We start from the raw sequence: 13792 nt of genomic DNA, 5'->3' as shown, positions 1-13792 counted from the left end.
ATTTTCCCATGCGTTATGAAAATGCTACGGCAGTCTTAGAAGCTTTAGGTTTTACAACTTCACCACCCACACCACAACCAACACCAGCACCAAAAGTTAGTCAAACAAAAACAGTAGTAGTAAAACCTCCACCCCAACCTAACCAAAAGTTAGTCAAACAAAAACAGTAGTAGTAAACCGTTCTACTAAACTTACCCAAACTTACCCATGAATGATTGCATGAGCTTTGGAGCTAGCTTCCTGTTTCCCAGAAGACCACTGACTATTGTCTGCAACTTATCTTCTCCACAGGCTTCAAATCGGTGGGAACTCCACCTACTGACTTACATAGTTTTCTAGGTTGACAGCAGCATTAAAGTCTCTGTCAGCAGTAAAACCACAGGCACTACATTCATACGTCCTCACACTTAATGGCATTTTCTGTTGATGCCCACAGTGAGAACATATTTGAGAACTTGGATAAAATCTATCAGCTATGACTAATTCACTACCATACCATTCACATTTGTATGTAAGTTGACGCTTGAACTCATAAAACCCACAGTCTGCTATGGCACTTGCTAGTTTATGATGTCTTGGTGCGCTACCAGGTGCGACTGACGTCGTCGCGGGGTCGCACCGCTTTTTGAGCATTCCACTGACATTCAAATCCTCAATTACTATGGTGCTGTGGTTTTTAGCTAACCATGTTGTGAGTTGATGGAGTTTGTCTGCTCTGATCTCAGCTACTTTTTTGTGAAGTATGGCAAGTCTTTTTACGGCTTTGGCTCTGTTTTTAGAGCCAAATTTCTTTTTGTTGACACGGCGTTGATAACGAGTTAGTCGTTTTTTGGCTTGCTGATAGGCTTTAGGGTTGGCAAAGGGTGTGCCATCGCTACAAGTTGCTAAAGTATTTATACCTACATCTACACCGATAACATCTCGTTTTTTGGCAGTATGGGTTGGTTCATTATCATATTTAAAGCTGATGTACCAATTATTTGCCCGTTTAGATATTCTCACATTAAGGAAAATATCGTGAACAAACAACAGATGTGGGAATTTTTCCACCCAATGCTTTTGGTTTGTACGATATGCACGGGAATGTCTGGGAATGGTGTGCTGATAATTGGCATGATAATTATAATGGAGCGCCTACAGATGGAAGTGTTTGGTTAGATGGAAATAAGAATCTTTCACCGCTGCGTGGTGGCTCCTGGATCTACGGTCCTAATCCTTGCCGTTCCGCGTTTCGCATCATCAACTATTGGCGCGACGACCTCATCAACTTTGTTGGTTTTCGTCTTGTGTGTTCAGGCGGGAGAACTCTTTTCCCCTTTTCTCTTTTCCCCTTTTCCCTCTTTTTCTTTTTTCTTTCCTTCCCACGAAGCGGGAAAAATTTTTTTTCAGAGTGGGAGAAGTCAGAGTAAGACAAGGATTTTGCTAGGGATGCACCGATGGATGTCGGGATGATTAATCTGCATTTTGTGAGGCTACTAAAAAAATCGGCGCTGAAAGGGATTTCCCCTTGCATCGGCAAAAAAATCATAGTATTATGTAATAGTTGGGGTTTTTTGTACCTATGTATGATTTTTTATTCAACGCCAAAACATCGCCAGACACAGATTTTGCCACGGATGTACGGATGATTATGTTGCCTAGTAAAAGCGATCGCTCAACTTCAGAGAAAAAAATTATCTTGTGAAGCACCAAAAGAAAATCATTAGCAGGAGAAATATAGAAGCGATGGCTCAAATTCCGAGAAAAAAACTTCATTGTGTGAAGCACTAAAAAAGAAAAAGTCAGTGGCAGGAAGATTTGACTGTTCCATCACAAGGCAAGAATTTTGCCCAGCCAGAAAGAGAGCATCTGCATTTTGTTAAGCTGCCAAAAAAATCGGCGCTGAAAAGATTTTCCCTTGCATCGGCAAAAAAATCATAGTAGTATGTAATAATTGGGGTTATATATACATATACATGACTTTTTATTCAACGCCAAAACATCGCCAGACACAGATTTTGCCACGGATGTACGGATAATTATGTTGCCTTAGCAGAAGCGATCGCCTTTTTCAGTTATCAGTGAAAAGTCTCTAGGTTATGGGTATCGCTTTGATTATAGATAAAACATCCTGTGAAGCACTCGGAAAAAGTCAGGAGAAATAGAGAAGCGATAGAACGACCTTCCGCATTTGAGCGATCGCTCAAACTTAGAGCAAAACTTCATTGTGTGAAGCACCAATGAAGAAAAAGTGAGTGGTAGGAAGATTTGACTATTCAATAACAAGGCAAGAATTTTGCCCAGAAACAGAACCTCTGCATTTTGTTAAGCTGCCAAAAAAGTCGGCGCTGAAAAGAATTTCCCCTTGCATTGGCAAAAAAATTATAGTACTATGTAAGGATTACGTGTTGTTCGTACCCAAGCATGACTTTTTATTCAACTAAAAATATAAATATGTAGATTAGGTTTTAAGCTGTCGCCGAAGTAACAGTAAAATCACATCAACTTAGATAGAATCAAAAATATATCAAAATATTAAGTAAAAATGAAAGTCGAAGAAGCATTGGAAGTTCTGGAGACAGTTCTACCTCCAGGCTCCTTAAACGCTGTAAAAAGAAAAGTATTTTCTCAAGCATGGGAAGGTAAAGCATATTCTGAAATTGCCGAGCAAGCAGGTTATGACCCAGACTACATAAAAGGAGTAGCTGCAAACTTATGGCAAAGTCTTTCTGGTGTCTTAGACGAAAAAGTAACCAAGAAAAACTTTCGCGCTCTGCTGAGACAAAAATTTGGTACTCACAAATCATGTCTTGCCAAAACAGAACTAAACATTCAACAATATATATTCCAATCTTCTACAGAAACAAAAAAAACACTGTCTAAACCAAAAATTGATTGGGGAGAAGCCATAGATGTTTCTGTTTTTTACGGACGCTCTCAAGAACTAAATCAACTACAACAATATATTATCGGAGATGGCTGTCGTTTAGTAGCATTACTAGGTATGGGAGGCATTGGTAAAACAGCAGTAGCAGCAAAAGTCGCCCAACAACTACAGAATGAATTTGACTATATAATCTGGCGATCGCTCCGCCATGCTCCCTCCCTAGAAACAATTCTCACTCAACTAGTGTCATTTTTATCCCAGCAAGAATGTAGCCAAGGGGAACTAAGCAAACTAATTGAATACTTGCGCAACTCACGTTGCCTAATAATTTTAGATAGTGTCGAAAGCATTTTACAAACTGGATGTACAGGTCACTATCGCCCTGGCTACGAAAACTACAGTCAACTCTTTCATTTAATCGGCGAAACATCCCACTCTAGCAGTCTCATCCTCACCAGTCGAGAAAAACCTCCTGAAGTAGCAGCCTTTGAAAGTATAGATGCAGCAGTACGCTCCCTACAACTACTGGGTTCTAAAGAAGTAGCCCATGCCTTACTAAAAACCAACAAAATATTAGGCTCAGAAACACAAAAACAACAGCTCAGTGAATATTATAGCTATAGTCCCCTAGCCTTAAAAATTGTCACCAGTTCCATCACAGACTTATTTGATGGAGACCTGTCAGAATTTCTGCAACATGGCACAACCACCTTCAATGGTATTCGTCGCCTCCTCGACCAACACTTTCAGCGTCTCTCAGAGCTAGAAAAAAAAATCATAGTTTGGTTGGCAATTAACCAAGACTGGACGAATGTCAAAAAATTGCAAACCGATATTGTGCCAGCAATTTCCAAAGCAAATCTCTTAGAAAGTTTAGAAGCTCTCATCTGGCGCTCTCTAGTCAAGAAAAAATCAAGTATGTATACAGTCGAACCTGTAGTAATGGAGTATATTCTTCACTATTTAATTGAACAGGTTGTTGCTGAGTTAACTACTGCCAACTTAGACTTATTTCTCAGTCATTCTTTAATCATTACTACTGGCAAGCGCTATATTAAAGAACGACAAAATAAGCTGATTATAGAACCTATTGCCAGACAACTCAGCACAATATTTAGTTCTACTCGAGCGCTAGAACAACAATTATTATTAATTTTAAACAAGCTACAAGCAAGTGAAACTTCTTTATGTGGTTATGGCATTGAAAATCTGATTAACCTGTGCATGAAACTACAGATTGACTTAATGGTAGGTGACATTTCTCCCTGTCAAATAGAATCTCATAAATCTGCTAATACCTGCTCCCAAAAAGCTATTGAAGTATTATCTACAGTTAACTCGAAATCTTCTAACTATTGTACAATAGTTCCTGAGAAACTTTGTCCTGCTATTAGTCAAGCAGATAGACAAAAGTGCCATGAAAGTAATAACTCACAGTTGCTAGATCGTAGTTCTTGTGTTTGTCCTACTAATTCTGTAAATTTGTCTGAGCAAACTTGTTTAGAACCAGCAAAGCAAGAAGATGAAAATCTTTTAGACTGCCCAATGTTGTTGGAAAAAATGCAAATACCGACATTGGGTAATATTGCTGTTATCGCTTCTAGTCCAAATAGAGATTTTTTAGCGATCGCGGATAAATTGGGAGAGATTCGTTTGTTGCCAATGGTGAATCATCAGCCACATCTAGTTTTTGAGGGTCATACTCAAGAAATACATTCTATTGTTTGGAGTCCAGATGGAAATCTTCTCGCAACTGGTAGCAGCGATCAAACAGTAAGATTATGGGATATTAATACAGGTAAATGTCTTCATATTTTTGAGGGACATAAAGCTCGAATTAATTCCTTAGTTTGGAGTCAGAATAATCAAACTATTGCTAGTAGAAGTGAAGATGAAACTATTAAACTCTGGGATATTTCTACTGGCGAATGTTTGCATACTTGGTTAGCTGAAAATTTTCTTCAATCCTCTACTAACTTGGATTTACTATCAATTGATATGTATGAATTTTTAGCTCCTACTTTTTATGATGTTGAATGTCCTGTTAGTCTAAGTATTAATCAAATAAGCTTTTTTTGAGGTTGTAGATTATCAATTTAATTGTACGCCCATAGTATCTTTCTTTGCATATAAAACTTAGGGAAATTATCTGATTTTTTTGATTTTTTTAGTTTTATCTGTGTTTGTAATACTGATATACTTCCCTAAAACCATTTTACAATAGATAACTGAAATAATAATTCCCTGTTTCCTCGCGCTATAGTACAAATTTATATTATGAAAAAAATTAATCGTCGAAGATTTTTAAACTTAAGTTCTAGTAGCGCTATTGCTGTTTTAATCGCTCAATGTAGCAACGGTAATACTCAAGAAAAGTTCCAAACATTTTCATCCGAATATAAAATTAACCAAAGCCAAGATGGTCTTTTAGAAGTAAATTTAATAGCCAGTATTAATAAAATAAATCTAGGAAATAAACAAGCTTATGTATTAAACTATAACGGACAAATTCCCGGACCGAGATTAGAAGCAAAACCAGGAGATACAATTAGGATTAACTTTACCAACAAATTACCACAACCCACGAACATCCATTATCACGGACTACATATTCCCATCACCGGAAACGCCGACAACGTATTTCTGAAAATTGCACCAGGCGATCGCCTGACATATCAATTCCAAATTCCTCAAAATCACCCTGCTGGTCTGTTTTGGTATCATCCCCATTTCCATGGTCTGACAGCAGAACAACTTTTTGGTGGGTTGGCAGGATTATTTATTGTTCGGGGAGAATTGGATGAAATTCCAGAAGTTAAGGCGGCTGAGGAAAAATTTTTAGTATTGCAAGACTTTGCTCTAGACCGACGAGGAAATTTACTGCCATCCCAAGAACTTTCAATTATGACCGGAAGAGAAGGAGATTTAATTACCGTCAACGGTCAATCTAGTCCTAACTTGACAATTCCATCTCAAGGTTTATTACGGTTACGAATTCTCAATGCTTCCACTTCCCGGTTTTATCGGTTGTCTCTAGAAGAACACCCATTTTATTTAATTGCTACTGATGGAGGAGCATTAACTGAACCAATAGAAATGTCAGAACTGTTATTAACTCCTGGAGAAAGAGCAGATATTTTAATCCAAGCTAACCGAGAACCGGGAAAATATCGCTTGTTGAATTTACCCTATAAACGAGTAGGTATGGGGATGATGGGGAGGAATGCTCCTGAAAATCAACCACAAGTCTTAGCAACCGTAAGTTATGACACCAAGGTTGCTGTTGTACCATTGCCAACTAAACTAATACCAGTAGAAGCATTGCCAAAAGCTCAAAAGGTACGTCATTTTCAGATGAATCATGGCATGATACCCAGTCAAGGCATGGCATTTGTGTTTAATGGTCAACCATATCAGCTAGAAAGAATTGATACTCAAGTTCAGCTTAATACAGTTGAAGACTGGGAATTAATTAACACAGGTATAATGGATCATCCCTTTCATGTTCATGGCAATGCTTTTCAAGTTGTGAGTCGGAATGGGAAACCAGAACCCTATCTCGCGTGGAAGGATGTGGTATTGGTGAGACCGGGAGAGAAAGTGCTGATTAGAATACCTTTCCGAGATTTTCCTGGAAAGACTGTTTATCATTGTCATATTCTCGACCATGAAGATTTGGGAATGATGGGTAATCTAGAAATTCAGGCTTAAGTAGGGTTTGCTGAAAAAAGCAAAGGGTGGGAAGTGTGGGGAGTGTGGGGAGGGTGGAAAAGCAGAGAAAGTAGGAGGAATAATTGTTCAGGAGATTTTTCTGCCCCCCTCACCCCACGCATTCTCACTTTTTGAGGGTTTATATCATGTCCGGTAGCATCGGTATTGTATAGTGAAGTAAGGAACAAGGAAGAAGGAAGAAGGAAGAGGGAAGAGGGAAGAAGGCTTAAAAGCTTGAAAAAACCTAAATTTCCTGTAGATATTCACCCTTAGTTTTACACAAACGATACCAGCGGACATGATATTAGGATTAAAATAGGCGCACTTTTTTCGATTCTAAAAAGGCTAAAACCTTTATTGACCATTGCTTTAAGATTTAATCAGCAAGCCCTAAGTAGTAAGGTTTATAGCAGTTGAAGCAAAGGGTGCGGACAGATAGAGAAGCTCTAAAACTCAGACAACGTAATACTTTTCCTTCTTCCTTCTTCCTTCTTTCTTCTGCTATATAATCAAAAAAAGCACTTATAGATTATTTGAGGCAATAGTAATGAAAAAATTTTTCTCTAATTGGATACAGTCTTTAGTTGCTGGTGTGGCAGTTGCCGGAGTTTTGGGTACTGCATATTTTACTTTTATTGGTTTACCCGAGAATTCCACCCTGAATAAAACAGCTCAGACTGTTGATAACTCTGATTTATCCACAACAGACGTAGCATCACAAGCACTTAATATTACTGTCTACCGCACTCCCACTTGTGGATGCTGTAAGGGGTGGGTGGAACATATCAAGCAAAACGGTTTTCAAGTCACTGATATTGTTAAACCAGAGTCAGAAATTCAAACTATTCGGCAAAAATATAATCTACCCTCAAATTTGGCTTCTTGTCATACAAGCGAAATTGCTGGTTATCTTGTAGAAGGTCATACCCCAGTAGCAGACATAAAAAATTTAATAGCAAATAAACCAAATATTGCTGGAATTAGTGTTCCCGGAATGCCTATTGGCACCCCTGGTATGGAAATGGGCGATCGCCAAGAATCTTTTAATGTCTTTGCCTTTAAAAAAGATGGTCAAACTGAAGTTTTCAACTCTTATAAATTCTAGAATTTATAACAGATAAATTTAGAAATAATCAATTTTTAGGGAAGTTTCATGGAACCTCCCTACTAGCACGTCAAGCTTAAAATAGTGTTTTAGGAAAATTCTCCAAACCTTAGTCAGAGCAAGTAATTATACTCAAAAATTTAATACACCATTTTCAGTTTGACACGACAGTAGGGTTTGCGCTCAAAAGTCTTATGAGTGAACGTAGGAGTCAGGAGTCAGGAGTCAGGAGTCAAAATAAATGGGAATTATAGAGGAGCTAGGAGGAAGAATTTTCCCTTGATTTTTCTGCCATAGTTAGCCCAAAATACTAGACTTTTTGCATTAAAAAGCTCAAAAAGCTAGCACTTTTTTAGGGTCGAAAAAAGTGCGCTTGTTTCAGTCTAAAACGCTCAAAAAGTTAGTTTTTTAGGCGCATAGTTGGGCAGAAAAATCAAGGGACAATTCATATTCCTACATTTCTATTTCTCCTATCTCCTGTCTCCTGTCTCCTGTCTCCTACCCCCTACTAAAAGACTTTTGAGTGCAAACCCTAAGTAGTACAGGAACAAACATTATTGGTGCAAACCAGTAGTGAAGTTGGCGTAGTCTAGCTCTATATGCAAAGATACCAAATGGCTTCTATAGAGAGAGGATTGACTGAATCAAGGAATAAAGGTATAATCAGTCATCAAACATACCTTTATATTGTAATCCATCAGAGCAAAGTTAAAATTCAATAGTAAACAGAACATTCTGATGGCTCAAAACCCTGGTATCATATATATATTTAAACAATTAAAAAAAAATCAAATCAGCAATGATGAAATTATTTACTATTGGTCATTCTAATCATTCCATCGAATCTTTTTTAAGTCTCTTACAAAAACATCAGATAACAGCTATAGCAGATGTTCGATCCTATCCTTATAGTAATTATTTACCTCATTTTAATCAAAAAAACATTCAGCAATATCTACATAAAACCAATATTTCATACATTTTTTTAGGCAAAGAATTAGGTGCAAGAACTAATAATTTAAGTTGTTACGTTAATGGAAAAGCTTTATACGAGCTAATTGCTAAAACAGAAGAATTTCAAAAAGGTTTAGAAAAAGTTTATCAAAGTTTGGAAAATTATAACATTGCTTTGATGTGTTCTGAACAAGATCCAATTACTTGTCATCGTGCTATTTTAGTGAGCCGACATTTAATAAATAAAGGTTTAGATATTTACCATATTCTTAAAAATGGTGACTTAGAGAATCACTCTGCTCTTGAACAAAGACTACTACAAATTAACAATCTTGTTGAAAAACCCCAGCCATTTTTACAATTAAGTCTTTTTGATACTGAAAACTTCAGCCAAAATGCTAGTCAATCCACTAAAAGTTCTCAAGATACAATACTTGAAAAAGCTTACAAAATTCAAGGAGATAAAATTGCATACATAAGCAAAAAATAAGTAAGCATTTAGCTATAGAAATTCTATTTTTCTTGTTTTCAATGTTTACCGAATAATTAATAATGATTAATTAAATAATTCAGGTTTGTTAGCCTCCCCTTGGCAGCGCCGCGAGCTGTCGCTCTACAAAGAAAAAAGAAGAAATAATATTTCCTTATATTCAATTCCGTAACGGTTTTAACCAGAGGTAATTATCCATTATCCATTAATGAACCCTTCTTTCTTCTTCGTTCTTCGTTCTTCGTTCTTCCTTCATTTATCAAATGAAAAAAACTATTGAAATTTTTACAATTGGATTTACACAAAAAACCGCTCAAGAATTTTTTGAGAATTTAACAGCATCAAAAGTAAAATGCGTTATTGATACAAGAGTAAATAATGTTTCTCAACTGGCTGGATTTGCGAAAAAAAAAGATTTAGAATATTTTCTTAAAGTTATTTGCAATATTGAATATATTCATATTCTAGATTTAGCACCTACTAAAGAACTTTTAGATGATTATAAAAAAAAGAGAATTACTTGGGATACTTATGAACAAAAATTTAATCATCTTATTAGTGAAAGAGAAATCGAAAAAAAAGTTTCACCTCAACTTTTAGATAGAGGTTGTTTGCTTTGTAGTGAAGCTAAACCACATCATTGTCATCGTCGTTTAGTAGCTGAATATCTCAACAAACAATGGGGAAATATTAAAGTATGTCATCTCTAAAAAAAATAATTTGTTTAGCTAATTCCTACAAACTAAATGAGCGTTGTATTGCAGGGATTGATTTAGATACGGGAAAATGGGTTCGTCCAGTATGCGATCGCCAATATCCTGAAGATGGAAGAGTGCCTAAAAGAATTAGATTTGTTGAAGGTAGAGAACCAAAACCTCTTGATATTCTTGAAATTCCTCTTGATAATAAAGGAAATGATTTTGGTTTTGAAAGTGAAAACCTTTCAGTATTAAAAGGTGAATGGAAATGTTTAGGTCAAGCTAAAGTTGAAGAGATACTTCAATACTGTAATAATTCCGACTATATCCTACATAACTCTCGTAAATATGTTAATTCTTCCTATCTAAAAACAGTTCCCTTTCATCGACGTCGAACAATTGAAATTGTTAAAGTTCAAAAGCAAAATTTTTCTGTGACTCAAAATGAAGGAGCTAAATTTCGAGGTAGTATCAAAAATAATCATGGTTATTTGCTCTTAAATAATGCAAAAATTACCGATCCAGAATTTATAAAAAACTTAGAAAATGGATACTCTCCAACTTCAAATAATCTTTTGGTGACAATAAGTCTTAGTATGCCTTATGTTCCTTCTCAAAATTGGGAAGGAGAACCTCCTTGTTGGAAGTTAATAGCAAATATAATTGAGTTTTGATTTGCCTAAAAGCTAATAATTCTGAGTGCTTTCCGTTCCAGACTGCTCCGCAAACTCTATTGGTTGTTTCAGACGAAAATATGTTGGAGGTGCTACAACAATTAATAATTAATTATTAATTATTACCTCTCCTTGAAAGCAGATAGGATTGACTAATCATGAAAATTTTTTTCTCTCTTGGTCGATGGTCAAACAGCGAGGAGACCTCACCATTCCTTGACCGCTTGTTTCTCCTTTAAAGGAGAGGCTTTATACCTTAATTATTCGGTAAATCCTATGTATATTATTCTTATGTCTATTCCGTTACTAGCTGTTAAAAGCCATTACTAACCATCACTCCCCTACTCCTGCGCTCAAGAAAACATAGAAAAGTTTTTGAGCATAAGACTATAGAGGAGAAAAACCCGATCGCTGTCATTCAAATTAACTTTTTGACTAGGATGCTTTGATCGACTCATCAATATTTGTCTTATTAATTTCCCAGATTTCTTCTTCTTCTTCCCATTCCCAAATCCATCTGCTATCCACCCGTTTCACGTTCCCGTCAAAATTATAAACTGTCGCCGTTGCCAAAGTCTCAATCCAGACAGTTGCTCCACAAGAATGAGGTTTTTCTGGTCGATAAACAATCCGACAAGGACCGTGAATATCGATTTCATGACCTTTAGCTAAATTTTTAGAACATCGTTTAGCAGAAACTACATGAAGTTCGGTATTACGATTATTTTTATTGATACCTATATTCGGTCGATTGAAATGAATAGTATTCTTGCCACAGTGTCTACAAGAACGCCAACGAGGTTTGGGACCACGACTCCTACCTGCAATTCTAGGCATTCCTTTATATAAAGGAATCACCCAAGTGCGACCATTAATCTTTCTAGCTCCTTGAATCCTACCTTCTTGGAGCAAAACTCGGACTCTTTGAGCAGAAATACTTAAAAGAGAAGCTGCTTCAGTAGTACCAACAAACATGATTTTTTAACTATTTTGATATACGCAATAGTATAACATGAAAGTTCGCCGATCATTTCAGTAGAACTTATTTTTGATAAATAATGGTATTAAATATTGTTGGAAATATAGGAATAAATAATCTTATAACTTTACCTCACGCTTCCTCAAAAGTGCTGTAATTTTTTTTAATGTCCGATCGCTCATTCGGCGATCGCTATAATTGCAAAATAAATTTGTATTATTTATTATTTTCTAGCTTATGTATATTGTTGTTTTTGTTGAGCAATCCAATCAAGAATTAAATCATTAACTATTTCGGGACATTCATCGTGGGGACAATGGCCAGCATTATCAATTTCTGTTAATTTTAAACAAGGATTAAGCTGAACAAACTGACTGGGATTAGCAAATTTAGCAGGAATTAATAAATCTTGCTTACCCCAAATCAATAACATGGGAGTTTCTAGAGTAGGAAGTAAAGCTTTCACACTAGGACCTAACTTTGTACTACCCATAATCTTAAATAGAATACAAAAAGCACGAGAGGCTCCGCGATCGCTTGGCGGTCCTGCTAATATGTCTACAAGTTCTTCTGTGATCCGGTCGGGATTACTATAGGCAATTTTGACCCAACGACGAATAACTGAAGGTCTACTAACTATAGGGAACACAGCTCTCAATAACACCGGAGACGCAACAATATTTTGAATAAACTCAACAGTAGGTAATAACCAAGCTGGAATTGCTTCGGCCTGAGCTGCCGGATCGGGTAAACTAATCATTATCAGCAATGCAACTATATCTGGATAGGTCGCAGTCGCTACTAGAGAAACTAATGAACCAATAGAATTACCAACTAATATTACAGGTACTTGAATGAAAGTCTGCCAAAATTCATACACCTGCTCTACCCAAAAACTAACATCGTAGTTGGCGATCGCTTTTTCAGAAGCACCAAAACCTACTAAATCTAGTGCATAAACTGTATGTTTTTGGCTGAGTACATTTATATTATGTTGCCAATGGCCTATTGATGCTCCAAAACCATGTAGCAGTAAAATAGGGGGGTTTTCTAAGTTATGGCCTTCTAAAGTTTCGTGGTTATTTTGGCATCTAACATAGGTATAACGAATTTGCCACCCTCGCCATACCCAGTCTCTTTGACTACCTATTTTTTTTTGCCAGTTCCTAGTAGTATTGCCCACCATATACTTCAAGAATTCCTAAATATTAAGATTTGCAAAGTGCCAGACACATTACTTTAGCACCAGCATTATTAATTATCTATCTACGATCGTTAGAGAGTTGAGTGCCCAGTATCATTGTCAAACTAATAAACTTGCATAAAAGCCTTCATTCGTGATATTATTATTGTTTATAAGCTAGACTATTTATGTTAAAAACAACATTCCAAAATTAAAATTCAATTTAGATAGATATTGCTAAATTAGCAAATATTCTGTTCTCTATAAACTAGTATGTAACATCAAATCCTCAAATCTATATGAGGTTAGAAACAGGCAAAATGTAGAATACTAAGTCTTGATGCTTTACCGAAAATAGCTGGGAAGCGTAAAAACCCTTGATCATAAAAATCTCCGGCGCTTCAACTAGGGATAGCATCAAAAAAAGGATCTATCTAAAAAGTGTAGCCTGATTTAGTATAAATGTCCCTCTAAACAATCGTTTTAAATATTCCAATTAATGCCAATCGAAAAAAGAAATAATCGTAATCTCCCTCAAGTTAACAACAATATTCGAGTTCCTAAAATCAGAGCCATTGACGCAGATGGCTCTCAGTTGGGAATTATGGATACAGAAGAAGCGTTGCAAATGGCCAGAGAAAAGGAACTAGACCTGGTTATGGTCAGTGATAAAGCTGACCCACCGGTTTGTAGGATCATGGACCATGGGAAGTATGTGTTTGAGCAGAAAAAGAAAGCACAAGAGGCAAAAAAGAAGCAACATAACGCAGAAGTTAAGGAAGTGAAAATGCGCTATAAAATTGAGGAGCATGACTATAATGTTCGCTTATCTCATGCAAAGCGTTTTCTCGAATCAGGTGATAAGGTTAAGGCCACTATTATGTTCCGAGGCCGGGAAATACAGCACAGTAATCTTGCAGAAGCATTATTGATGCGGATGAAAGAAGATCTAAAAGATTTAGCAGAGGTTCAACAAGCTCCCAAGAGAGAGGGACGCAGTATGATGATGTTGTTATCTCCTAAAAAGTAAAGTGGGATAGTCATGACATTGATAACTCCAACTTGATTTGCCAAGGGGTCTCCCGTTAAATCGCAGATTAGATTATAACGGGAGGTTAATAGCCTCTGGTAA

12 protein-coding genes are annotated in these 13792 nt (G+C 36.5%); 9 read left to right on the top strand and 3 right to left on the bottom strand.

What is annotated here, in order from left to right; genetic code table 11:
• Positions 1-315: 315 nt before the first annotated feature.
• Positions 316-1050 (bottom strand): RNA-guided endonuclease TnpB family protein, encoded by a 735-nt coding sequence (locus D5R40_RS12520; protein ID WP_161564649.1) that lies wholly within the window; start codon positions 1048-1050, stop codon positions 316-318.
• Here D5R40_RS12520 and D5R40_RS12515 point away from each other — a divergent pair.
• The 8 genes from D5R40_RS12515 (at position 1035) to D5R40_RS12485 (ending at position 10498) form a co-directional block, all read left to right on the top strand.
• Positions 1035-1409 (top strand): formylglycine-generating enzyme family protein, encoded by a 375-nt coding sequence (locus tag D5R40_RS12515; RefSeq protein WP_124146435.1) that lies wholly within the window; start codon positions 1035-1037, stop codon positions 1407-1409. The two genes, D5R40_RS12520 and D5R40_RS12515, sit on opposite strands and share 16 nt — an antisense overlap.
• A gap of 152 nt (positions 1410-1561) precedes the next feature.
• A complete protein-coding gene (locus D5R40_RS40975; RefSeq protein WP_275670426.1) occupies positions 1562-1684 on the top strand; it encodes a hypothetical protein in 123 nt (40 codons plus the stop codon).
• 840 nt (positions 1685-2524) lie between these two features.
• Entirely contained in the window at positions 2525-4945 is a 2421-nt protein-coding gene (locus tag D5R40_RS12510) for a helix-turn-helix domain-containing protein (RefSeq protein WP_124146434.1), read from the top strand.
• Between the two features lie 198 nt (positions 4946-5143).
• Positions 5144-6577 (top strand): multicopper oxidase family protein, encoded by a 1434-nt coding sequence (locus D5R40_RS12505; protein WP_124154715.1) that lies wholly within the window; start codon positions 5144-5146, stop codon positions 6575-6577.
• 547 nt (positions 6578-7124) lie between these two features.
• Positions 7125-7682, top strand: a complete 558-nt coding sequence (locus tag D5R40_RS12500) for a DUF411 domain-containing protein (protein WP_124154714.1) — start codon at positions 7125-7127, stop codon at positions 7680-7682.
• A gap of 799 nt (positions 7683-8481) precedes the next feature.
• On the top strand, positions 8482-9126 hold the full coding sequence (locus tag D5R40_RS12495; protein WP_338043225.1) for a DUF488 domain-containing protein: 645 nt from the start codon (positions 8482-8484) through the stop codon (positions 9124-9126).
• 263 nt (positions 9127-9389) lie between these two features.
• Entirely contained in the window at positions 9390-9836 is a 447-nt protein-coding gene (locus tag D5R40_RS12490; protein ID WP_124146360.1) for a DUF488 domain-containing protein, read from the top strand.
• Positions 9824-10498: a dual OB domain-containing protein gene (locus tag D5R40_RS12485; protein WP_124146361.1), complete on the top strand. Its 675-nt coding sequence runs from the start codon at positions 9824-9826 to the stop codon at positions 10496-10498. The genes D5R40_RS12490 and D5R40_RS12485 overlap by 13 nt, the downstream gene beginning before the upstream one ends.
• A gap of 435 nt (positions 10499-10933) precedes the next feature.
• Here the strand turns inward: D5R40_RS12485 and D5R40_RS12480 are convergent, their stop codons facing one another.
• Positions 10934-11473, bottom strand: a complete 540-nt coding sequence (locus tag D5R40_RS12480; RefSeq protein WP_192901171.1) for a helix-turn-helix domain-containing protein — start codon at positions 11471-11473, stop codon at positions 10934-10936.
• A gap of 239 nt (positions 11474-11712) precedes the next feature.
• Positions 11713-12663, bottom strand: coding sequence for an alpha/beta fold hydrolase (locus D5R40_RS12475; protein ID WP_124146362.1), 951 nt, complete (start codon positions 12661-12663; stop codon positions 11713-11715).
• Positions 12664-13159: 496 nt separating this feature from the next.
• On the opposite strand from D5R40_RS12475, the gene infC reads away from it, so the two are divergent.
• The gene (infC, locus tag D5R40_RS12470) at positions 13160-13690 is read left to right on the top strand and encodes a translation initiation factor IF-3 (protein ID WP_124146363.1); all 531 of its coding nucleotides are present in this window, start codon (positions 13160-13162) and stop codon (positions 13688-13690) included.
• The last annotated feature ends 102 nt before the right edge of the window (positions 13691-13792 follow it).

It is taken from the genome of Okeania hirsuta (genome assembly GCF_003838195.1).
Lineage (GTDB): Bacteria > Cyanobacteriota > Cyanobacteriia > Cyanobacteriales > Microcoleaceae > Okeania > Okeania hirsuta.
The sequence above is the reverse complement of the archived record's forward strand: the minus strand, read 5'-3'. Positions and strand labels throughout refer to the sequence as shown.